The organism is Mycobacterium paraintracellulare, from assembly GCF_000276825.1.
GTDB lineage: Bacteria > Actinomycetota > Actinomycetes > Mycobacteriales > Mycobacteriaceae > Mycobacterium > Mycobacterium intracellulare.
Window position 1 is genome coordinate 2013442 of record NC_016948.1, and the last position, 16776, is coordinate 2030217.

Genomic DNA, 16776 nt, shown 5'->3' on the forward strand with positions numbered 1-16776 from the left:
AATTCGAAGGAGCACGATGACACACGACAACGATTCGGCGGCAACCGACGTCGCCGAACACCCCGGCCCGGCCGAGGCCGAAGAACGCATCGCCGACCACGATCCGGGCGAAAGCCGCCCACGAGGCAGGTTCACGCGCTGGCGCGAACGCGTTCAGCGGCGGCGGCTTTCGGCCGTCGGAACCGCCTTGGTCGCCGGCGGCCTCATCGTCGCGACACTGGCCGGCCTGAGCGGTTGGCTCGGCTACCGCGCCTACCAACAGCATGACGCCCAGGCCCGGCGCAACCTTTACCTGGCGACCGCCCGCCAGGGCGCGGTGAACCTCACCACGATCAACTACACCCGGGTCGACGCCGACGTGCAGCGCATCCTCGATTCGGCCACCGGCGCATTCCGGGACGACTTCGAACAGCGGTCCAAACCGTTCATGGAGGTCGTCACGGCGGCGCAGTCGAAATCCGAAGGGACCGTGACCGACGCCGGACTGGAATCCCAACGCGACGACTCGGCCCAGGTGCTGGTGGCGGTCGCGGTGAAGTCGAGCACCGCCGGCGGCGAGGAGGCGCCGCGGGAATGGCGGATGCGCATCGAGGTCCGATCGGTGGGCCCGGACGCCTCCGACGCCAAGGTCTCCAACGTGGTGTTCGTGCCATGACCGCGCTGAGCGAGGATGTGAAAGCCGCTGCGGCCGAGGCGGAACCGGGCATCGACGACACCGCGGCGCCCACGCGGGAAAGGCGCCCGGTCGCCTGGTCGCGGATCGTCGCCTACGGGATACTGCCGGGATTGGCGCTGGTGCTGGCGCTGGGCGCGGGTTACCTCAGGTGGTGGGCCGGGTCGTCCGCCGACCTCACCGCGGCCCGCGCCGAATCGGTGCAGGCCGCCCGCGACGACGCGGTCGCGTTGTTGTCCTATCGCGCCGACTCGGTGGACAAGGATCTCGCCGCGGCACGCGAGCGGCTGACCGGTGAGTTCAAAGATGCCTACGGGGAGCTCACCCGGCAGGTCGTCATTCCGGGTGCGAAGGAGAAGCGTATCTCGTCGGTGGCGAAAGCCAATGCGGCGGCGTCGGTTTCGGTGACCGCGAACCACGCCGTGGCGTTGGTGTTCGTCGACCAAACCGTCACCATCGGCGACGGTGCCCCCACCGACACCCAGCCCGTCGTGCGGATGACCTTGGACAAGGTCAACGGCCGATGGCTGGTTTCGCGCTTCGACCCCGTGTGATCCGAGGAACCGCGATGTCCGTGCCGATTCGCCGCCCAGCCCGCGCGCTGTCCGCCGCCGTCCTTCTCGCCGGGGCCGCAACGTTGGTGGCCCCGGCCGCGCACGCCGACAACAAGCGGCTCAACAGCGCGGTGGTCTCCGCCGTCTACACGCTGCAGCATCAGGCCGGCTGCACGAACGACGTCGTCAGGAACAACGCGCTTACCCTGGCCGCCGAATGGCATGCCGAAGACATGATCGCCAACCGAAACATCAACGGCGACAATGGCTCCGACGGATCGACGCCGCAGGACCGCGCCAACGCCGCCGGCTTCCGCGGCAGGGCGGCCGAGACGGTGGCCATCAACTCGGCAATCGCGATCAGCAGCCTCGAATTGGTCAACCAGTGGTACTATAACCCCGACGACATGGCGATCATCCGCGACTGCGCCAACACCGCGATCGGGGTGTGGTCGGCCAACAGCGTGGACCGCACCGTGGTGGTGGCGGTGTACGGGCAGCCGGATCCACCCAGGCGTTAGGCGCGGTCAGTCTTCAGGTGACCTGTAGCGTATCCGCGGCTTGGGTCGCGATCTCGCAGACGCACACGGAGGCACCGCGCCGCCATGGCCCGAACTGGGTGCCCCGCCTGCGCATCAGGTGCTGGGCGTAAACCTTGTCGCGCTGATCACGCGAGAACGCGAAGTCCAGGTTGACGGGCAGCCCCGCCCAATCCACCCGGTCGGCGGCCGGCCCCTCCGCCGCGTCGGCGTTCCGCAGGCGGCATTGCAGCCGGCAGCCGTTCTCGAGGACCCGATCGGGTCCATCACAATCCCGAGTCATACGACGACCCCTTCAGGTGCGCGACCTTCTGACTGCATCGTGCGACGCGGATGTTTCATCGGCGGATGCGCGATGTTTCCGCCGTATTACAAGTTCGATGTCAGCGGCGGATCGGCGCTAGTAGACGTCGCGGTGGTAGCGCTTTTCGGCGCTGAGCCCTTGCACGTACGCCTGCGCCGCGTCCGGGTCGAGGTTGCCGAATTCGGCCGCGATGTCGCACAGCGCGCGGTCGACGTCCTTGGCCATCGGGTCGGCGGTGCCGCAGACGTAGAGCTGGGCGCCGTCCTGCAACCAGCTCCACAGCTGCGCGCCGCGGTTGCGCATCAGGTGCTGCACGTAGACCTTTTGCTGCTGGTCCCGGGAGAACGCGAGGTCCAACTCGGTGAGAAAGCCGTCGTCACGCATCTGTTCGAGTTCGTCGCGGTAGTAGTAGTCGGTGGCGGCATGTTGCTCGCCGAAGAACAACCAGTTGGGTCCGGTGTGGCCGAGCGCGCGCCGCTCCTGCAGAAAGCCGCGGAAGGGCGCGATGCCGGTGCCCGGACCGATCATGATCATCGGCGTGTCCGGGTCGCTCGGCGGGCGGAAATTGCTCGACGACTGCAGGTACACGGCGACTCGATCGCCAGGGGAACGGTCGGCGAGGTAGGTCGAACACACCCCGCGGCGCGGGACGCCCTGGAAGTTGTAGCGCACCGGTGAGACCGTCAGGTGAACCTCGCCCGGGCACTCTTTCGGGCTCGATGAGATCGAGTACAGCCGCGGCTGAAGGCGTTTGAGCACTCGCAGCCACTCGTGGGCCGACGCGATGACCGGCAGCTGCGCCAGCAGGTCGATGGATTGCCGGCCCCACGACCAATCCGCCAGGGCGCGCTTGTTTTCCGGCTTCAGCAGCTCCGCGAGTTTCGCATCGCCCGTGCGCTCCTGCACGAACCGCACCAGGTCCCGGCTGATGTGGGCGATTTCGATGCGCTCGGTCAGCGCCGAGCGCAACGACATCAGCCCGTGCTCGCCGACCTCGACGGGTGTCTGCGCGTCCAGCCCGGTGACGGACAGCCATTCGTCGACCAGCTGGTCGCTGTTGCGCGGCCACACCCCGAGCGCGTCACCGGCCTCGTAGGTCACGGTTTCTTCCGGCAGGTCGAAAACCAAGTGCCGCACGTCTTTTGCCGATTTCGGCCGACTCAGCACGGTGTTGCGGACCATGCCGGTGATCAGCGGATGCTTCTTGCTGTACGTGCTCGGCGCGGGCGGGCCCGGGCGCGACGGCGCCACCACCGTGGAGGCGCGGGCCGGCGCCGCCGCCCTGCCGTCGCCACCGACGGAGGTGGGGGTCCGGGTCAGGGCGTCGATGATGTCGCCAAGCCACTTCGCCGCGGAGTCGTCGTAGTCGGGTTCGCAGTCGACCCGGCCGGTGAGGCGGGTCGCGCCCAGCTCGGCGAGCCGCGCGTCGAGATTGCGTCCGTGGCCGCAGAAGTCGTCGTAATTGGAGTCGCCCAGCGCGAGCACGGCGTAGCGGGTATCGGTGAATCGCGGCGCGGTCTCGGACGTCAGCGCCCGCCACAGGCCGGCACCGTTGTCGGGCGCGTCGCCGTCACCGGTGGTGCTGGTGATGAGCAATAGCTCCCGCGTTTTCGTCAGCTCGGCCACCGGGAAGTCGTCCATGCTGTGCAATGAGACCGGCAGCTTGGCGTCGGCCAGTCGGGCGGCGATGTCGGCGGCGAGCTCCTCCGCAGTCCCCGTCTGCGACGCCCACAGCACCACGACGGGAGCGCGCTCGGGCGCGGGTGGGGGGCCGGCCGGCGCGACGGGCGGCTGCCCAACGGCCGGCGCCGGAGCCGATGGGGGCGCCACGGGCAGCGCCACCGGCTTGGGTCCGTCGGCGCGCGAGAACAATCCCGCCAGTAGGCCGTCCACCCACAACCGGGTGCCGGAATCGAACGGCGCGCTCGGCGGCAAGGTCGGCACCCCGGCGGCGCGGCGGCCGGCGTCCGAGCGGAGCCCGGTCAGCATCCCGGCGAGGTAGGCGCGGCCGAGTTCGTTGAATTCCGGCTTGGGCAGTGTTGTGACGCCGAGCAATTCGCCCAGGGTGTCGAGTTGGGGCACGCTGATTTCTCGTACCTCCCTGGCCGCGGCGTCCGGTGCGTCGGTGTTCGCCGTCGTCGTGGTGTCCGGATCGGGTTGGGAGACAGCTACTTTCGTCAAGGTGACGGCGCACGCCTTGAATTCGGGCTGGTTCGAGATCGGGTCGACGGCGTCGTTGGTGACGGCGTTGATCGACAGGTACTCGCCGAAGGCATCGTTCCAGTGGAACGGCGCGAAGCAGTTGCCCGGACGCACCCGATCGCTGACGACCGCGGGCAGCACCGCGCGGCCGCGGCGAGAAGCGATTTCGATCGGATCGTCGTCGGCGATATCAAGCCTCGCGGCGTCGTCGGGGTGGATCTCGACGAACGGTCCGGGGTTGAGCTTGTTGAGCTTGGCGACCTTGCCGGTCTTGGTCATGGTGTGCCATTGGTGCGGCAGCCGGCCGGTGTTCAGCAGGAACGGGTAGTCGTCGTCCGGCATCTCCTCGGGCAGCAGGTGCGGGCGGGCGAAGAACGCCGCACGGCCGCTCGGGGTCGGAAAGGCCAGTCGCGGCACCGTGCCGTCGTCGCGGACCAACTGTGATTGGCTGACACCGTCGTTCAGATAGCGGATCGGGTTGCGATCGGCCTCGCTGTCCGGCGCGCACGGCCACTGCACCGGACTCCGGCGCAACCGCTCGTAGCTGATCCCGCGCAGGTCATAACCGGTCTTCGGGTTCGAGAACCGCTTGATTTCCTCGAAGACCTCCTCGGCGGAGTCGTAACTGAACGCCTCCGAAAAGCCCATCTCGCAGGCGATCCGGGCGATGATCCGCCAGTCCGGCATCGCGTGACTCGGTACGGGGACCGCCGGCTGGAACAGCGTCATGTTGCGCTCGGAATTGACCATCACCCCCTCGGACTCCGCCCACAGGGCCGCCGGCAATAACACGTCGGCGTATTCGGCGGTCTCCGTCTCGAGGAACGCGTCCTGGACCATCACCAATTCGGCGCGCTCCAGTCCGGCCAGCACCGTCTTGCGGTTGGCAACGGAGGCAACGGGATTGGTGCAGACGATCCAGCACGCCTTGATCTGTCCGGCGGCCATTCGGGAGAACATGTCGATGGTGCCGGTGCCGACCTCGGTGCGCAGCGTTCCGCGGGGGACGCCCCACAGGTCTTCGACGAACTCGCGGTCCTCGGCCGAGGCGACCGACCGCTGCCCCGGCAGGCCGGGTCCCATGTAACCCATCTCGCGGCCACCCATCGCGTTGGGCTGCCCGGTGAGGGAGAAGGGACCGCTGCCGGGCTTGCAGATGGCCCCGGTGGCCAGATGCAGGTTGCAGATGGCGTTGGTGTTCCAGGTGCCGTGGGTGCTCTGGTTGAGCCCCATCGTCCAGCAGCTCACGAAATTGTCGGCCTCGCCGATCATCTGGGCCGCGGCGCGGATGTCGTCTTCGGGGATGCCGGTCATTTCGCTGACCTTGTCGGGGGTGTACTGCGCCAGGAAGCTGGGCATCACCTCCCAGCCCTCGGTGAACTCGGCGATGAATTCGGGGTCGGTGTGGCCGTTCTCGACGATCAGGTGCAGCAGGCCGTTGAGCAGCGCCAGATCCGACCCCGGGGCGATCTGCAGGAAGAGGTCCGCCTTGTCGGCGGTCGCCGTGCGGCGCGGGTCGACGACGATCAGTTTTGCGCCGGCCTTGACGCGGTCCATCATGCGCAGGAAAAGGATCGGGTGGCAGTCCGCCATGTTGGCGCCGATGACGAAGAAGACGTCGGCGTGTTCGAAGTCCTGATACGAACCCGGGGGGCCGTCGGCGCCCAGCGAAAGCTTGTAGCCAGAACTCGCACTGGCCATGCACAGTCGCGAGTTCGACTCGATCTGGTTGGTGCCGATGAAGCCCTTGGTCAGCTTGTTCGCCAGGTACTGCGCCTCGATGGACATCTGGCCGGACACGTACATCGCGAACGCGTCCGCGCCGTGTTCGTCGATGATCGCCCGTAACCGTCTCGCGCACTGGGTGATCGCCTGATCCGTGTCGATGGCCTGCAGCGGTTCGCCGCGATCGGTGCGCACGTACGCCGAGTCCATGCGGCCGGGGGCGCCCAGCATGTCCGCGGTGGTGGCGCCCTTGGTGCACAGCCGGCCGAAGTTGGCCGGATGTTCTTTGTTGCCAACCGACTTGGTGACGTGACCGCGACCCGTTTCCGGGTCCGTTGTGATTTGCAACACCATGCCGCAACCGACGCCGCAATACGCGCACATGGTGTTCACGGCGTTGTCCTCCGCCATGGACTCCGTGGCCACGCTCACGTCCCTCCGTCGAGTGCGTACGGGTTAGCTCCGTATCGAGTGAGTTCATTGTGGAGCAGGCATGTTTCGCCGCCGCTCCCCGAAATTTCCCCCCGTTTACTTTCTTCTCTCACCGGCCGACACGCCGCTGTGAAATCGCCGGGGGAATTCGCGGCGGGGGATCGCGTTACCGCAGGTCACCGTTGACCACCCGCCCCGCACGAGGTTACGTCGCGCACCCCGCACGACGCTTCTCAGAACGGGCTTTCCGACCAAACCGACGGAACATTCACAGTCTTCGCTAAGCTCACCGCGTGCGTCGGCTCACTGTGATCCTGCTGGTTTTGCTGGCCTGTGGTTGCGGCGGCAAAGCGCCCGCGCCACCGCAGGCCAAGCCCGACACCTGCAAGGCCTCCGACGGGCCGACCGCCGACACCGTGCGCCAGGCGATCACCGCGGTCCCCATCGCGATCCCCGGCACCATCTGGGTTGAAATCGGGCGCGGCCATACCCGCAACTGCCGGTTGTCGTGGGTGCAGATCATCCCCACGATCGCGAATGAGTCGACTCCCCAGCAGCTGCTCTTCTTCGACCACAACAGGCCGCTCGGGACCGCCACCCCGAACCCAAAGCCGTACATCACCGTGCTGGCGCCCTCGGATGACACCGTGACCGTTCAGTACCAGTGGCAGAAGGGAAATGATCAGCTGTGCTGTCCCAGCGGGATCGGGACGGTGAAGTTCCGGATCGGCCCGGACGGCAAGCTGCAAACCGTCGGTAAGGTTCCGAACCAATAGCGAGTCGGGCCAACGACTTCGACGACGCCGATCGGCTTCGCCCGTCAGCTTGTGACGGCGTCCGCCAAGTTCTCCGGGTGCAGCATCTCGGCGTAACGCAGTTGCTCGGGAACCCCGAAGCCGTCGACCAGTGTCGCGGCGTGCGGGCGCAGCGCCCGGCAGCGGTCGTTGATTCCCCGCGTGACGGCCTTGGCGCGCTCGGTGGACAGGTACCGGTGCTCGATATACCACGCCTTGTCGTCCTCGATCACCGACAACGCGTACAGGTCGCATAGGATCCCCAACAGCTCGCGGGCCTCCTCGTTCGCGCAGCCGTCGATCCCGGCGACGAACGCTTCGAGCACCACGCGGTCGATGTGGGCGCTCGCCGCGTGCAGCACGTGGTCCTGCACCGAGTTGAACGCGTCGAATTCCGACATCTCTTTGGATTTCGCCTGCAGGCGGCGCGCCACCGACGCCAGCAGGTATTCCTCGCGGTCTTCGAACATCTTGATTTGCGTGCCGCGGTTGAACAGGCTGCCCTCTTCCTCGCTGTCCTGGCGGGTGTCCACAATGGTTTGGATAATGGTTTCTGCCGCAGTGCGTTTGATGACGCGTTCACCGACGGTGTTGGCGGCGAAGCGCACCCATTCGACCGGGCTCATGCTCTTGATGTCGTCGGCGTACGCGGTCAGCAGTTCCTTGGCCACCAGCTGGGTCAGCACGTGATTGTCGCCCTCGAACGTGGTGAAGACGTCGGTGTCGCCGCGCAGCCCGATCAGCCTGTTTTCGGCCATGTAGCCCGCGCCGCCGCACGCCTCGCGGGATTCCTGGATCGCGCGGCTGGCATGCCAGGTGTTGGCGGCCTTCAGCCCGGCCGCGCGGGCTTCGAGCTCGCGTTGCTCGTCGGCGTCGGGTGCGTCGGCGCTCTGGACGTCATGGCATTTGCTGACCAGTTCGTTCTGCGCGAACTGCAGGGCGTATGACTTCGCGATCAGCGGGAACAGCCGACGCTGGTGCACCAGGTAGTCCATGATCAGCACCTCGGAACCGTCGTCGGGGGCGTTGAACTGCCTGCGCTGCAACGCATATCGGGTCGCGATGTCCAGTGCCACCCGGCCGGCGGCGCCGGCGCTGCCGCCCACGGTGATCCGGCCGCGGACCAAAGTGCCCAGCATGGTGAAGAAGCGGCGGTTGGGGTTCTCGATTGGCGAGCTGTAGGTGCCGTCGGGTGCGACATCGCCGTACTTGTTCAACAGGTTCACCCGCGGGACGCGAACGTGGTCGAACACGATGCGGCCGTTGTCCACTCCGGGCAGCCCGCCCTTGTATTCGCAGTCCGAGGTGGTGATCCCAGGCAGGTCGTTGCCGTCCTCGTCGCGGATCGGGACCAGCACGCAGTGCACGCCGTGATTGACTGGCTTGCCGTCCTCGGTGGTGATCAGTTGCGCGAAAACCGCTGCCATGGTTGCGGTTTCGGCCGCGCCCCCGATGTAGTCCTTGCGCGCCGACGGGGTGGGGGAGTCGATGACGAACTCCTGCGTCTCGGCGTCGTAGGTCGCGGTGGTCTCCAGCGACTGCACGTCGCTGCCGTGCCCGGTCTCGGTCATCGCGAAACAGCCGCGCAATTCCAGGCTGATGATCTTGGGCACGTAGGTCTCGTGGTGGCGCTCGGTGCCCAGGTTCTCCACGGCACCGCCGAACAGCCCCCACTGCACCCCGGCCTTCACCATCAGCGAGAGGTCCGACATCGCCAGCATCTCGATCATCGTGATCGCCGCGCCGACGTCGCCGGTGCCGCCATGTTCTTTGCGGAAGCTGTCGGCGGCCGCGCCGAACGCCGCCATGATCCTCATCTGCTCCGCCACTTTGGTGCGGGCGATCACCGTGTTGGGGGTGTAGTGCGGGCGGAACAGGTCCTCGGTCAGCGTCGTCCGCATCCGGTTTCTGACGTCACGCCACCGGCCGTCCAGCGCGTTGCGGAGATGTTCTGCGGTGCTTGTCTTTTGTGGCGCCATAAGCCGACAGTAATGCGCGGCTCGCGCCGCGGGGAACAAGAACGACGGTTCAGGTGCCGCGGACCGGTGGGCGGTGCTGGCCGGGCAGCGGCGAGCGCAGCCGGTAGAGCGTGAACCCGGCCGCGACGGCACCGAACAGGCCGAGCATCACCATGTCGAAGACCCACCAGCCGCTGTAGTGGGTCCACGTCAAGACGTTGGCGGCCAGCGCGTCGGTCCTGCGCAGATTCACCGTGGACGCCGAGGCCGCGAAGCCCCACTGGGCCGGGACGAACCAGCTGATCTGCTGCAACCCCCACAGGCTCACCAGCTGCACCAGGCTCCCGTTGAAGAGCGCGGACGCCAGGATCACCGGGACCACCAGCGGTAGGACTTGCCGGAGCGCGGTGCCCAGCGCCGAGAGGGTGAGGCCGATCACCGCGGACACGATCGCGGTGGCCGCCGCGGTGACGTAGAGCTCGACCGTGGCGTTGCGCAGCAACGCGGCGTCGCCCGCCGGTCCGCCCCGCACGGCGACGACGATCGCGAACATGACGGCGGTCCACAGGGCGGCGGCCAGCGCGTACACCGTGAGCTTGGCGGCCAGGTAGGCCGGCGCGGACAGTCCTACCTGTTGTTCCCGGCGGAAGACGCGGTGCTCGAGGACCAGGGCGCGGATGGTCAGGGCCGTGCCCAGGATCACCGCGCCGACGTTGAGGGCGGCGAGGATTTCGATGGCTTCGTGCCCGTTGGCGCCGCTCGGCCCGGGCCGCGTCAGGCCTGCGTCGCCCGGGATCAGCAGCGTCAGCCCCGCCAGCGCGAACGGCAGGATCGCCAGGAACGCGAAGTAGCTGCGATGGGCCAGGAGCAGGCGGACCTCCCGTCGGGCCAGCAACCGGATCTGGCGGTGCCGGGGCAGCCCGGCCGGCGGCGTCCACGGCGCGGCGACCTCGGGCGGGGCGGTCAACGGCTGCGGCCGCGCGCGGAATGCGGCGTGCGTTCCGTCGGGATCGGCGCCCACCCGGGCGAGGACCTGCGACCAGTCGGTGGCGCCCATGGCGGATCCGGCGTCGAGGGGTGTGCCCAGGTACGCGACCTTGCCCGTCCCGGTGAGTACCAGCACCTGATCGCACGTGTCGACGTCGGTGAGCGACGCGCGCGCCGAGATCGCGACGACGACGACACAGCCGATATTGGCCTGGCGCCGCAGCACCGCCATGACGTGGCGCTGTTGCGCCGGGTCCAGCCCGGCGGTGGGTTCGTCGACCACGAGCAGGCTCGGCCGGGTGATCAGCTCGATCGCCAGGGCGGCGCACCGGCGCACCTCGGGGGCGAGCTTGCGGATCCGGGTGGCGCGGTGCGGCGTCAGGTCGAGCTCGTCGAGCACCTGGCCGACAACCCGCTCGCGCTGCTCGGCCGAGGCCTCCGGTGGCAGCCGGACTTCGGCGGCGTACTGCACGGCCTGTTCGACCGTGAGCTGGCGGTGCAGCCGGTCGTCACGCGCGACGATCCCGATGCGGCTGCGCATGGCTTGCAGTTCGGCGTGCACGTCGTGCCCATCGACGGTGGCGCGCCCGGAGCTGGGTGCCCTGGTGCCGGCCAGCACGGCCAGCAGCGCGGAATTGCGCGCGGCGGAGGGCCCGATGACGGCGGTCATGGTGCCCGGACGGGCCCCGAACGAGATGTCCGACAGGATCTGCCGCCCGTCGACGGCAAGGCCCAGCTGGTACGCCGTCACCCCGGTGGTGCGCGCCGCGGTTCGCAGCGGCAGACGGAAGGTGGAGTTGGCCTCGTCGCTGCGAATGGAGGGGCGCTGGGCGCGCAGCTTCGAGGTGATCACCCGCTCGATCAGGCCCGGGCCTTTTGGTTGTTCGGCCGGTGCGACGGGCGGGTGCGTCGGTGCGACCGGTGGCTGAAAGGGAGGGAGCGCCGCGGGATGCGGCGTTACTGGCGGGGGTGGGGGCGCCGGGGTCGGTGGGGGCGCCACCACGGGCATGCGCTGGGTGGCGCTTTGGGTGGGGACCCGCGGATCGGGCCCGCCGGGCGGCGGGTGTCCCGGTGCGGCGGGGGCGGGCGCGAGCTGGAAAATCAGCCGCGGGCCGTGCTGGGGATCGCCGATGGTGATCCCCAGGCCGTCGCGGATCTCGACCGTCGGCACGCGAAATCCGTCGAGGAAGATGCCGCGGTGGCTCAGATCGATGGCCACCCATTGGGCCCCGGTGAACCGGAGCACCACATCCGGATGGGGCGCGGGCGGCGGCGCGGGACTTCCGAGGCGCTCCAGCGGGATGTCGCAGCCCGGGCCATAGCCGACGAGCACGTCGCGTCCCGGCGAAAAGACATACCTGCTCGGTCCGGCCCACACGGTCAGCGGGGAGGCCGGAACGGCCGAAGCCTCGGTCGGCATGGCCGCCACCTTTCGTCACCGGTCAGCTCGATTGGGTCTCGCCGTCAGGCGCCGGTCGCCCGTTCGGTTACGTGTCTACCCGCGCTCGCGGTCCGCTCTCCAGCATTGTGACGTTCACAGCGAGGTACGGCGGCCCGCGAGCGAGGTGGCCAGGGTGGCATCGTCGAGCAGTCGGCGCAACACGTCGACCGCTTGCATCAACACCTGGCGGTCACCGGCGTCGAGCAGCGCCAATTGGGGTTCGATCGCGGCGGCGCGGTCGGCCCGGACCGCGTTGAGGGTGCGCCTGCCCTCGGCGGTGATGCGGATGCGGACGGCGCGCGCGTCTCCCGGGTCGACCATGCGGGTCACCAGACCCGCTTCCTCGAGGCGACGCACCTGCGTGGTCATCGTCGGTTGCGAACAGTGATCGACGGCGGCGAGGTCACCGATTCGGGCTTCGCCGTGAACTTCGATGGTGGCCAGCAGCCTTGCCTGCGCGGCCGGCAGCGGCATCTGGATGCGCTGGGTGGCGAGGCGGTTGAGCCGCGCGACCACGGCGAGCAGATCGGCCCCCAGCCCCTGCGCTCCCTCGAGCTTTGCGGTGTCGACGACATTGTCCATGTATCCATGGTTGCATAGCTTTGCTAAGCGAGGGCTAAGCGACCAGGCGTGCCGCGCCAAAACCCTTCTTCAGCGGACACCCCCTCGCGGGACTGGCAGAATCGCCCAAGTGACCTTGCTGCGTATTCGGCAACCCGGGGAAGGGGCCCTGCGTCCGAATGAGTTGGCACAGGCCGCGGTCATGGGGGCCCTCTGCGCGGCGATCGAGATCCTCGCCGCGGTAATCCCATTCGCTCAGGGGTTGGGCGTGCTGGGCACCGTGCCCATGGGATTGCTGGCGTACCGCTACCGCCCCCGCGCCCTGATGGCCGCGACCGTAGCCGGGGGGGTGATCGCCTTTTTGATCGCCGGACTGGGCAGCCTGTTCATGCTCGTCGACTGCGCCTGGGTCGGCGGACTGTGCGGAATCGTCAAGCGCAAGGGCCGGGGCACGCCGACGGTCGCCTTCTTGTCGTTGATCGCCGGAGTCCTGTGGGGCGCCGGGTGGGTCGCGGTCCTGGCGGTGCTGACGCGGCTGCGGCAGCTGTTCTTCGACGTCATCACCGCCAATGCCAACGGGGTCGCGGCATTCCTGAATTGGGTACAGCTGCCGGGCGTGGGCGACGCTTTGAAGCGATACGTCGCCAACGGGATACACCACTGGCAGCTACTGATTTTCCCGTACATGGTCTTGTTGGTCGTCATCGTTTCGTTCATCAGCTGGTCGGCGCTGTCTCGCCTCCTGGAGCGGATGCGCAAGATTCCCGACGTGCACAAGTTGGACGTCTCCGAGGGTGCTGGCAGTGCTCCGGTGGGGCCGGTCCCCGTGCGGCTTGACAAGGTGTCGTTCCGGTATCCCGGCGCCGACCGGGACGCGCTGCGCGAGATCAGCCTCGCCGTCCAGGCCGGCGAACACATCGCCGTGACCGGGGCCAACGGTTCGGGCAAGACCACGTTGATGTTGATGCTGGCCGGCCGGGAGCCGACGTCGGGAACCATCGACCGCCCCGGCGCGGTGGGGCTGGGCGAAATGGGCGGCACCGCAATTGTCTTGCAGCACCCCAAAAGTCAAGTTCTGGGCACGCGCGTCGCCGACGACGTGGTGTGGGGTTTGCCGCCGGGGGCGGAGATCGATGTGGGCGGATTGCTGCGCGAGGTCGGGCTCGAGGGACTTGCCGAGCGCGACACCGGCAGCCTGTCCGGCGGAGAGCTGCAGCGCCTTGCGCTCGCGGCGGCGCTGGCGCGCGATCCGGCGTTGCTCATCGCCGACGAGGTCACCACGATGGTCGACCAGCAGGGGCGAGATGCGTTGCTGGGCGTGCTCTCTGGTCTCGCGAAACGCCACCAGAGCGCGTTGGTGCACATCACCCATTACGACAACGAGGCCGCCTCCGCCGACCGCATCATCACGCTCAGCGATTCACCGGATAACACCGCCAAGGCCGAGGCCCCGGCCACCCACGCCCAGGCGCCTCACGTCGCGGCCCCGTCGCGCACGCCGGTGCTCGAGCTCGTCGACGTCAGCCACGAATACGCCAGCGGCACACCGTGGGCCAAGGTCGCCCTGCGCGATGTCAGCTTCGTGGTCGAGCAGGGTGACGGGGTGTTGATCCACGGCGGCAACGGGTCGGGCAAATCGACCTTGGCGTGGATCATGGCGGGGTTGACGACTCCGACCAGCGGTACCTGCCTGATCGACGGCGAGCCCACCCACGAGCACGTCGGGGAGGTCGCGCTCTCGTTCCAGTCGGCCCGGTTGCAGCTGATGCGCGACCACGTCGACGCCGAAGTCGCTTCCGCAGCGGGCTTTTCGCATCATGACAAAGATCGGGTGGCCGAGGCGCTGATATCGGTCGGCCTGGACCCGGCGATGGGCACGCGGCGCATCGATCAACTCAGTGGCGGCCAGATGCGCCGTGTCGTGCTGGCCGGGCTGCTGGCCCGTTCCCCGCGGGCGCTCGTCCTCGACGAACCACTGGCGGGATTGGACGTCGGCAGTCAGCGGGGCCTGCTGCGGCTGCTGGAAAACCTGCGCAGGGAACGAGGTTTGACGCTGGTGGTCATCTCCCACGACATCGTCGGGCTGGAGGAGCTCTGCCCGCGATCCCTGTATCTGCGCAACGGCGTGCTCGAGACGGCGTCGACGGCGGCGGGGGGCATGCCATGACCGCGCCCGCGGACGCCAAGTCGGCGAAGGGAAAAACACGGCGCACTCCCCGGCCGGTCGTCCTGCTGGTGCCGGTGCCCGGAACGTCGAAAATTCACGAACTGTGGGCCGGCACCAAACTGTTGGTGGTGCTGGGCGTCTCGATACTGCTGACCTTCTACCCGGGTTGGGCGAGCGTCGGGCTGATGTTGGTGTTGCTGATCACGGCGGCCCGGCTCGCGCACATTCCCCGCGGCGCGCTGCCCTCGCCGCGGCGCTGGATATGGATCGTCCTCGCGGTGGGCGGCATCACCGCCGCTCTCGGCGCCGGAAGCCCCGTGGTCTCGATTGCCGGCGTGCATATCGGGCTGGGCGGCACGTTGCACTTCGTGCGGGTCACCGCGCTGTCGATCGTGTTGATCGGGTTGGGGGCGATGCTGTCCTGGACCACCAACGTCGCCGAAATGGGGCCGGCGCTAGCCGCTTTGGGCCGGCCCTTGCGGTGGTTGCGGATCCCGAGCGACGAATGGGCGGTTGCCCTGGCGCTCGCGCTGCGCGCCTTCCCGATGTTGATCGAAGAGTTCCAGGTGCTCTACGCCGCCCGGCGGCTGCGTCCCAACGAGACTCCGCGCAGCCGCCGGGCGCGCCGGCGCCAGCAGGCGCGGGACATGATCGACTTGCTCACCGCGGCAATCGTTGTGACGTTGCGGCGCGCCGACGAAATGGGCGATGCGATCACCGCGCGTGGCGGAATCGGTCAGCTCTCGGCCGCTCCCGGACGCCCGAAGCTCGCGGACTGGGTGACACTGGCGATCACCGCCGCGGCCGGCGCCGCCGGCGTGGTCGTCGACTCGATCCTCCAGCTTCACTAGGCGCGAAGCCGTGCGCGCCTTCGACGATCCGGGCACCTGGACCGAGCCCGGGGTGCGCCACCTGGCGGCCGACGGGTCCGGAGGGCTTCGCCGGCGCTGATCGCCGAACCGGAAACAGGAGGCGCAATTGGCAGCCACGTCGGTTGGCCTGAAGGAGCAGCTGCTGCGGCGCCGCCCGGTGGTGGGCGCGCACGTCGCGCCCGGTGCCGCGGAGGGCCTCAAGCGCGGCATCGGCACCTTTCAGCTGACCATGTTCGGGGTCGGCTCGACCATCGGCACCGGCATCTTCTTCGTCATGTCCGTGGCCGTGCCCGAGGCCGGGCCGGGAGTCATCGTCTCCTTCCTGCTGGCGGGCCTCGCCGCCGGCCTCGCGGCCCTGTGCTACGCCGAATTGGCCTCGGCGGTGCCGGTTTCGGGTTCGTCGTACTCGTACGCGTACACCACGCTCGGGGAGGTGGTGGCGATGGGCGTGGCGGCCTGCCTGCTTCTGGAATACGGGGTGGCCACCGCCGCTGTCGCGGTCAACTGGAGCGGCTACCTCAACAGGCTGCTGAGCAACGTGGTGGGATTTCAACTGCCACATGCCTTGTCGGCCGCGCCGTGGGACGCGCAGCCCGGCTATTTGAACGTGCCGGCGATCGCGCTGATCGGGATGTGCGCGTTGCTGCTCATCCGCGGCGCCAGCGAATCGGCGAAGGTCAACGCCATCATGGTGATGATCAAGCTCGGCGTGCTCGTCGTGTTCGCGATCGTCGCCTTCACCGCGTTCGACGCGCACCACCTGCGGGACTTCGCGCCGTTCGGCGTCGCGGGCATCGGGTCGGCCGCGGGCACCATCTTCTTCTCCTACATCGGCCTCGATGCCGTGTCCACCGCGGGTGACGAGGTGAACAACCCGCAGAAGACCATGCCGCGCGCGCTGATCGCCGCGCTGCTGACCGTCACCGGCGTCTACGTATTGGTTGCGGTGGCCGCACTGGGCGCGCAGCCCTGGCAAGCTTTCGCCGGACAGCAGGAGGCCGGGCTGGCAACGATTCTCGAGAACGTCACCCACGGGAGCTGGGCTGGCTCGATCCTCGCTGCGGGCGCGGTCATTTCGATCTTCAGCGTCACGCTGGTCACCATGTACGGCCTGACGCGCATCCTGTTCGCCATGGGGCGGGACGGCCTGCTGCCCGCGAGGTTCGCAAAAGTGAACCCGCGCACCATGACCCCGGTGAACAACACGGTGATCGTCGCGCTCGCGGCCTCGACGTTGGCCGCCTTCGTCCCGCTGCAAAAGCTCGCGGACATGGTGTCCATCGGCACCCTGACCGCGTTCGTGGTGGTTTCTGTCGGAGTGATCGTCTTACGGGTGCGCGAGCCCGACTTGCCGCGGGGCTTCAAGGTCCCGGGTTACCCTGTCACGCCGGTCCTTTCGGTGGCGGCCTGCGGGTACATCCTCGCCAGCCTGCACTGGTACACCTGGGTCGCGTTCAGCGGCTGGGTCGTGCTGGCGTTGGTTTTCTATTTCGTCTGGGGCCGCCACCACAGCGCGCTCAACGACGAGACGGTCGGCGAGGTTTCGAGCGGCTCGCCGTGATCAGGC

Annotated in this window: 12 protein-coding genes and 1 pseudogene; 8 read left to right on the forward strand and 5 right to left on the reverse strand. The window is 68.4% G+C overall.

Annotation, left to right across the window (positions count from 1 at the left end; translation table 11 throughout):
- The first annotated feature begins 16 nt into the window (after nucleotides 1-16).
- From OCQ_RS09425 to OCQ_RS09435, 3 genes are read left to right on the forward strand one after another with little or no spacing between them, the layout of a single operon-like run.
- Entirely contained in the window at nucleotides 17-655 is a 639-nt protein-coding gene (locus tag OCQ_RS09425; protein ID WP_014384400.1) for a hypothetical protein, read from the forward strand.
- Nucleotides 652-1227, forward strand: coding sequence for a membrane protein (locus OCQ_RS09430; protein WP_014384401.1), 576 nt, complete (start codon nucleotides 652-654; stop codon nucleotides 1225-1227). The genes OCQ_RS09425 and OCQ_RS09430 overlap by 4 nt, the downstream gene beginning before the upstream one ends.
- Before the next feature lie 14 nt (nucleotides 1228-1241).
- Nucleotides 1242-1748 (forward strand): CAP domain-containing protein, encoded by a 507-nt coding sequence (locus tag OCQ_RS09435; protein ID WP_041784926.1) that lies wholly within the window; start codon nucleotides 1242-1244, stop codon nucleotides 1746-1748.
- Nucleotides 1749-1761: 13 nt separating this feature from the next.
- On the opposite strand, the gene OCQ_RS27025 is transcribed toward OCQ_RS09435, so the two are convergent.
- Together OCQ_RS27025 and OCQ_RS09445 are read right to left on the reverse strand one after the other, a co-directional pair.
- Nucleotides 1762-2049: a hypothetical protein gene (locus tag OCQ_RS27025; RefSeq protein ID WP_014384403.1), complete on the reverse strand. Its 288-nt coding sequence runs from the start codon at nucleotides 2047-2049 to the stop codon at nucleotides 1762-1764.
- Nucleotides 2050-2166: 117 nt separating this feature from the next.
- Nucleotides 2167-6408, reverse strand: a complete 4242-nt coding sequence (locus tag OCQ_RS09445; protein ID WP_014384404.1) for a bifunctional nitrate reductase/sulfite reductase flavoprotein subunit alpha — start codon at nucleotides 6406-6408, stop codon at nucleotides 2167-2169.
- Between the two features lie 329 nt (nucleotides 6409-6737).
- On the opposite strand from OCQ_RS09445, the gene OCQ_RS09450 reads away from it, so the two are divergent.
- Nucleotides 6738-7205, forward strand: coding sequence for an LppP/LprE family lipoprotein (locus OCQ_RS09450; protein ID WP_014384405.1), 468 nt, complete (start codon nucleotides 6738-6740; stop codon nucleotides 7203-7205).
- Nucleotides 7206-7249: 44 nt separating this feature from the next.
- Here the strand turns inward: OCQ_RS09450 and OCQ_RS09455 are convergent, their stop codons facing one another.
- The 3 genes from OCQ_RS09455 to OCQ_RS09465 form a co-directional block, all read right to left on the reverse strand.
- Entirely contained in the window at nucleotides 7250-9202 is a 1953-nt protein-coding gene (locus tag OCQ_RS09455) for an acyl-CoA dehydrogenase family protein (protein WP_014384406.1), read from the reverse strand.
- A 49-nt stretch (nucleotides 9203-9251) separates the two neighbouring features.
- Nucleotides 9252-11588, reverse strand: coding sequence for an ATP-binding cassette domain-containing protein (locus tag OCQ_RS09460; protein WP_041785548.1), 2337 nt, complete (start codon nucleotides 11586-11588; stop codon nucleotides 9252-9254).
- Between the two features lie 114 nt (nucleotides 11589-11702).
- Nucleotides 11703-12191 (reverse strand): MarR family winged helix-turn-helix transcriptional regulator, encoded by a 489-nt coding sequence (locus OCQ_RS09465; RefSeq protein ID WP_008255657.1) that lies wholly within the window; start codon nucleotides 12189-12191, stop codon nucleotides 11703-11705.
- A gap of 109 nt (nucleotides 12192-12300) precedes the next feature.
- Here OCQ_RS09465 and OCQ_RS09470 point away from each other — a divergent pair, with 109 nt between their 5' ends.
- From OCQ_RS09470 to OCQ_RS09480, 4 genes and pseudogenes are all read left to right on the forward strand, one after another.
- Nucleotides 12301-14337, forward strand: coding sequence for an ATP-binding cassette domain-containing protein (locus OCQ_RS09470; RefSeq protein WP_232065585.1), 2037 nt, complete (start codon nucleotides 12301-12303; stop codon nucleotides 14335-14337).
- Nucleotides 14334-15188, forward strand: coding sequence for an energy-coupling factor transporter transmembrane component T family protein (locus OCQ_RS09475; RefSeq protein ID WP_008255659.1), 855 nt, complete (start codon nucleotides 14334-14336; stop codon nucleotides 15186-15188). Before OCQ_RS09470 ends, OCQ_RS09475 begins: the two co-directional genes overlap by 4 nt.
- 10 nt (nucleotides 15189-15198) lie before the next feature.
- Nucleotides 15199-15273, forward strand: a pseudogene (locus OCQ_RS27330) (hypothetical protein); the annotation flags it as partial.
- Nucleotides 15274-15315: 42 nt separating this feature from the next.
- Entirely contained in the window at nucleotides 15316-16770 is a 1455-nt protein-coding gene (locus tag OCQ_RS09480) for an amino acid permease (RefSeq protein ID WP_014384409.1), read from the forward strand.
- Nucleotides 16771-16776 lie beyond the last annotated feature (6 nt).

Bases quoted from the DNA above. Each gene is read 5' to 3' on its own strand.
- OCQ_RS09425 (WP_014384400.1), top strand. From the start codon at position 17: ATGACACACGACAACGATTCGGCGGCAACCGACGTCGCCGAACACCCC.
- OCQ_RS09430 (WP_014384401.1), top strand. From the start codon at position 652: ATGACCGCGCTGAGCGAGGATGTGAAAGCCGCTGCGGCCGAGGCGGAA.
- OCQ_RS09435 (WP_041784926.1), top strand. From the start codon at position 1,242: ATGTCCGTGCCGATTCGCCGCCCAGCCCGCGCGCTGTCCGCCGCCGTC.
- OCQ_RS27025 (WP_014384403.1), bottom strand. From the start codon at position 2,049: ATGACTCGGGATTGTGATGGACCCGATCGGGTCCTCGAGAACGGCTGC.
- OCQ_RS09445 (WP_014384404.1), bottom strand. From the start codon at position 6,408: ATGGCGGAGGACAACGCCGTGAACACCATGTGCGCGTATTGCGGCGTC.
- OCQ_RS09455 (WP_014384406.1), bottom strand. From the start codon at position 9,202: ATGGCGCCACAAAAGACAAGCACCGCAGAACATCTCCGCAACGCGCTG.
- OCQ_RS09460 (WP_041785548.1), bottom strand. From the start codon at position 11,588: ATGCCGACCGAGGCTTCGGCCGTTCCGGCCTCCCCGCTGACCGTGTGG.
- OCQ_RS09465 (WP_008255657.1), bottom strand. From the start codon at position 12,191: ATGGACAATGTCGTCGACACCGCAAAGCTCGAGGGAGCGCAGGGGCTG.
- OCQ_RS09475 (WP_008255659.1), top strand. From the start codon at position 14,334: ATGACCGCGCCCGCGGACGCCAAGTCGGCGAAGGGAAAAACACGGCGC.